We start from the raw sequence: 4,859 nt of genomic DNA, 5'->3' as shown, positions 1-4,859 counted from the left end.
TGGCCGTGCTCGATCATCCTCAGCGTCTCGACCTGCATCGTGGAGAACGTGGTGAGTCCGCCGCACAACCCGGTGCCGAGCAGGGGGCGCCGGTAACTCGACAGCGGCAATCGCTCGAGCAGTCGGGTGGTGAAGTATCCCAACAGGAAGGCGCCAACGACGTTGACCGTGAACGTCGGCCACGGCCATTTGGCTGGGTCACCGGCGGTGAGCGTGCCCAGGCCGGCCCGGGCGAGGGAGCCCAGCGCCCCGCCGGCGAAAACCGCGGCCAACTCGCGATAGTCGTGTGCCACGCGTGATCCCTTCCCCTTGCCAGGACTTACGGGTGGGTGAATCCGGGACGTCAGAAAAGTACCTGACAAGTCAGGGAGGTGCGCCACGGGCAGAATTGAGAACCATGGCCCACCCCCGCGCCGGTCAGCCGGCCCAGCCCGAAGACCTTGTCGATTTGCCTCACCTGGTGACGGCCTACTACTCGGTCCAGCCCGATGTCGACGACGTCGCCCAGCAGGTGGTGTTCGGCACGTCGGGCCACCGCGGGTCCGCGCTCAACGGGGCCTTCAACGAGGCCCACATCCTGGCCATCACCCAAGCCATCGTCGAATACCGCGCCGCCCACGGCGCCACTGGGCCGTTGTTCATCGGCCGTGACACCCACGGTCTTTCCGAGCCGGCGTGGGTGTCGGCGCTGGAAGTATTGGCGGCCAATGATGTAGAGGCCGTCGTCGACTCCCGCGATCGCTACACCCCGACGCCGGCGGTGAGCCACGCCATCCTCAGCTACAACCGCGGTCGCACCGGAGCGCTGGCCGACGGGATCGTCGTGACGCCGTCGCACAACCCGCCGCCGGACGGCGGATTCAAGTACAACCCGCCCAACGGCGGGCCGGCGGACACCGACGCGACCAACGCAATCGCCAAGCGCGCCAACGAAATTCTGCGCGGTGGCGCCGGGGTGAAGCGGGTGCCGCTGGCCCGGGCACTGCGGACCGTCCAGCGCCACGACTACCTCGCCAACTATGTCGACGACTTGCCCAACGTGGTCGACATCGATGCGATCCGCGCGGCCGGCGTGCGGATCGGGGCGGACCCGCTCGGCGGGGCGAGCGTCGACTACTGGGGTGAGATCGCGCAGCGGCACCGTCTGGACCTGACCGTCGTCAACCCGCTGGTCGACGCGACCTGGCGGTTCATGACGCTCGATCACGACGGCAAGATCCGGATGGACTGCAGCTCGCCCGATGCGATGGCCGGGCTCATCGCCAACCGCGACCGCTACCAGATCGCCACCGGCAACGACGCGGACTCCGACCGCCACGGCATCGTCACGCCTGACGAAGGGTTGCTGAATCCCAACCACTACCTGGCGGTGGCCATCGACTACCTCTACACGCACCGGCCGTCGTGGCCGGAGGGCATCGCCGTGGGGAAGACGGCGGTCAGTTCGTCGATCATCGACCGGGTGGTCGCCGGCATCGGCCGCAAGCTCGTCGAGGTGCCGGTCGGGTTCAAGTGGTTCGTCGACGGCCTGATCGGCGGCACCATCGGCTTCGGCGGCGAGGAGTCGGCGGGGGCGTCGTTCCTGCGGCGCGACGGCTCGGTGTGGACCACCGACAAGGACGGCATCATCCTGGCGCTGCTGGCCTCTGAGATCCTGGCCGTCACCGGATCGACCCCCTCGCAGCGCTACCAGGAGCTGACCGCCGAATACGGCACGCCGTTCTACGCCCGGGTCGACGCGCCCGCCGATCGCGACCAGAAAGCCCGGCTGGCCAAGCTCTCGCCCGAACAGGTGACCGCCACCGAGGTAGCCGGCGAGCCGATCACCGCGAAACTCACCGCCGCGCCCGGCAACGGCGCGGCGCTGGGCGGATTGAAGGTGACGACGGCCAACGCATGGTTTGCCGCGCGGCCGTCGGGCACCGAAGACGTGTACAAAATCTACGCGGAATCCTTCAATGGCCCCGAGCATTTGGCGGAGGTGCAGGAAGCCGCGCGCGAGGTGGTTAATAAAGTCATTGGGTGACGTTTTCCCTCAGGCTTACCCGTTCGGGAGAACGTGGTTCCCGCTCTCCGCGGCTCCCGCGCGAAGTCTGGATCCTGAGCTGGGCGAATGTCATGGTCGCGCTTGGGTACGGGGTCATTTCGCCGGCGATGCCCGCTTTCGCCCATACCTTCGGGGTCAGCATCAAGGCGGTGACTTTCTTGGTCACCGTCTTTTCGTTGAGCCGGTTGTGTTTTGCGCCGGTGAGCGGAGTGCTGGTGCAGAGGCTGGGCGAGCGCCGGATTTACATCGGTGGTTTGCTGATCGTGGCGTTGTCCACCATCGCGTGCGCGTATTCGCAGACCTATTGGCAACTGTTAGTTTTCCGGGCCGTCAGCGGCATCGGCTCGACGATGTTCTATGTCTCGGCACTGGGGCTGATGATCCACATCAGCCCGCCCGACGCGCGGGGGCGGATCGCGGGGATGTTCACCACGTCGTTCATGGTGGGTGCGGTCGGTGGGCCGGCGATCGGTGGCCTGACCGCGGGCTGGGGGTTGACCGCTCCATTCATCGTGTACGGCGTCGCGATGCTGGGGGTGGCCGTGGTGCTGTTCTACGGGCTGAAGCATTCGGAGCTGGCGGCACCCCCGCCGCCGACCCGGTCAACGGTGACGATGCGGCAGGCGCTGCGGTCCCGCGCGTATTGGTCGGCGCTGCTGTCCAATTTCGCGACCGGCTGGGCGGCGTTCGGTCTGCGCGTCGCGCTGGTGCCGCTGTTCCTCTCCGACGTCATGGGCGAAAGCGTCGGCGTCATCGGGGTGGCGCTTGCGGCGTTCGCGGGCGGCAACGCCCTGGCCGTCATCCCCAGCGGCTACTTGTCCGACCGGATGGGTCGGCGGACGTTGTTGATCATCGGCCTGGCAACGTCGGGCGTCGCGACCGCCGCATTGGGAGTCGTGTCGACGTTGCCGGCGTTCATGATCGCGGCGGCGGTATCGGGTGCGACCACAGGCATTTTCATGTCCCCGATGCAGGCCGCGGTGGCGGACATTCTCGGCAGCGAGGCGCGTGCGGGAATGCCGGTGGCGGCGGTGCAGATGCTGTCCGATCTGGGCGCCATCGTCGGCTCCGTGACGGTCGGTTGGGCGGCCGAGAAACTGAGCTTCGGCTGGGGCTTCGGCATCAGCGGGATTGTCTTGCTGGTCGCCGCCGTTGGTTGGGTCATGGCGCCGGAGACGCGGTTGGGGCCCGATCGGGCGTCCGGCCTGGTGGAGACTGAGGCGGACGTCGAAGCTGCCTGAGCAGCAACTTTGAAGGACCGTGGCCAGTGGTGTAGCTTCGACTGGCACGACTTGGGGCTATGGCGCAGCTGGTAGCGCACCACACTGGCAGTGTGGGGGTCAGGGGTTCGAGTCCCCTTAGCTCCACCGGATATTCGGAGGTGCCACGACACCCGCGCTCACCGATGCAGGTTCCACTGGCCGCAATCCCCGGCGAGGACGTCGTTGACGTCGACTTCGAGTCCCCCGACTACTGGGCCAGGATTCGACGCGGTACTCACAACGCGTTGGTAGAGAACGGCGGCAGGGTCGACCTTGCCGCCGGACCACGCCTTGGTTTGCCAGGCCCACCGGTGGCCGGGGGTGCGCGAATTGCCGATGACGCCGTCGGCGGCGGCCCACTGGCACACGTCGATACCGCCGTAGACGCCGGTGCGCTGCACTCCCAGCACCGAATTGATTCCGCGAAACCACTTGAGCGCCAGGTTATTCCAGGTGTCGTGGTTGATGTCTTCGTCGACGCTGAAGAAGATCGGGGCGCTCTGACCGCCACCCGCCGCGGTATGCAACTTCCAGGCGGTGCGCGCATCGGCGACGCCGCCCTCGAACCCGCGCCTGAAGTCCGATGGTGCCGTCCCGCCCGGCTTGCCGTATTGGTAGTTGCTGACGATTATCAGCCCAGCAGCGGACAGCTGCTCGGCGTAAGGCCGCGTGATCGGCTTGGCGCCCATCGACGAGCCCGGACGCGAGAGCGACACGTAGTTGATGACCCCGGCGTAGCCGGCCGCTCGGATGTGCTCCGCTGGAATTTGGCGCATGGCGAAGTCGATCAGTTTGGGAGTGGTGGCAGGCGTCGTAGGGACGGCATCCGCCGTAGCGACGGCGACACTTGCCGATGCCGCATACCACGCCGGCAGTGCAGACATAGCAATGGCGTAGCGCAATAAGTCGCGCCGGGGAATGGGGCGCGGTCGCCGCACATTCGCCGACAATTTCTGCATCGCGTGATGTTAAATTTGTGACTTTTGTCAACATAAGTGGCGCGTAGAAGTCGATATCAAATCGGTTTCTGCGGTTCATCGTGTCGAGTCCATGGCTGAAGCGCCGGCGACGAGCGGCAGCAACTCTCAGGAACCTCGTACCACCGGTACGCATAACCGGCGCCCCGGGTGGGTACGCGGCCGAGTGAACGGTTGTTCGCAGAGAGTCGATGCCCGCATGGCCTGTCGGCGGGAGGGAGCTTCTGATGCCCGAGGTCCAACTTCATCACGATGGACACCCCATGTATCGCCGCATGGTCCGGTTCGACTGGTCGCAGACACCTCTGCACTGGGTGCCGGACGATCCGTTCTCGACGCACATGATCAATGTTTTGCACCTGCTGCTGCCCGAGGGCGAGCGCCACTTCATCAAGGCCGTTCTCGAGGCGTCATCGCTGGTCGATGATCCGGAGCTGGAGGCGGCGATCAAGCCGTTCATCCAGCAGGAGTCCTGGCATGCCTGGGCACACCAGGTGGTGCTCGACCACCTCGCCGAGCAGGGCATCGACACCAAGCCGTACACCGATCGGCTCGGGAGGCTGTTGTCGATGA

At 66.3% G+C, this 4,859-nt stretch carries 5 protein-coding genes and 1 tRNA gene; 4 read left to right on the top strand and 2 right to left on the bottom strand.

Translation table 11 applies throughout. The features are described from left to right. The coding region (gene crcB, locus A5781_RS00030) for a fluoride efflux transporter CrcB (RefSeq protein ID WP_067199159.1) at window positions 1-293 on the bottom strand (293 nt) is incomplete at its 3' end. A gap of 104 nt (window positions 294-397) precedes the next feature. Between crcB and pgm the strand changes: the two genes are divergently transcribed. The 3 genes from pgm (at window position 398) to A5781_RS00015 (ending at window position 3,414) form a co-directional block, all read left to right on the top strand. Next, entirely contained in the window at window positions 398-2,026 is a 1,629-nt protein-coding gene (gene pgm, locus A5781_RS00025; RefSeq protein ID WP_067199151.1) for a phosphoglucomutase (alpha-D-glucose-1,6-bisphosphate-dependent), read from the top strand. A gap of 92 nt (window positions 2,027-2,118) precedes the next feature. After that, a complete protein-coding gene (locus A5781_RS00020) occupies window positions 2,119-3,288 on the top strand; it encodes an MFS transporter (protein ID WP_067199149.1) in 1,170 nt (389 codons plus the stop codon). A 53-nt stretch (window positions 3,289-3,341) separates the two neighbouring features. After that, window positions 3,342-3,414 (top strand) — tRNA-Ala (locus A5781_RS00015). Window positions 3,415-3,446: 32 nt separating this feature from the next. On the opposite strand, the gene A5781_RS00010 is transcribed toward A5781_RS00015, so the two are convergent. Next, window positions 3,447-4,268 carry a DUF1906 domain-containing protein gene (locus tag A5781_RS00010; RefSeq protein WP_067199147.1) on the bottom strand — a complete coding sequence of 274 codons (822 nt, stop codon included), beginning with the start codon at window positions 4,266-4,268 and terminating at the stop codon, window positions 3,447-3,449. A gap of 245 nt (window positions 4,269-4,513) precedes the next feature. Here A5781_RS00010 and A5781_RS00005 point away from each other — a divergent pair. Beyond that, on the top strand, window positions 4,514-4,859 hold a 346-nt coding region (locus A5781_RS00005; protein WP_197503635.1), incomplete at its 3' end, for a metal-dependent hydrolase.

This window comes from Mycobacterium sp. 852002-30065_SCH5024008 (assembly GCF_001665645.1).
In the GTDB taxonomy this organism is placed as follows: Bacteria; Actinomycetota; Actinomycetes; order Mycobacteriales; family Mycobacteriaceae; genus Mycobacterium; species Mycobacterium paraffinicum.
The sequence above is the reverse complement of the archived record's forward strand: the minus strand, read 5'-3'. Positions and strand labels throughout refer to the sequence as shown.

Coding starts and splice junctions, on each gene's coding strand:
- A5781_RS00010 (WP_067199147.1), bottom strand. CDS start 4,268: ATGCAGAAATTGTCGGCGAATGTGCGGCGACCGCGCCCCATTCCCCGG.
- pgm (WP_067199151.1), top strand. CDS start 398: ATGGCCCACCCCCGCGCCGGTCAGCCGGCCCAGCCCGAAGACCTTGTC.
- A5781_RS00020 (WP_067199149.1), top strand. CDS start 2,119: ATGGTCGCGCTTGGGTACGGGGTCATTTCGCCGGCGATGCCCGCTTTC.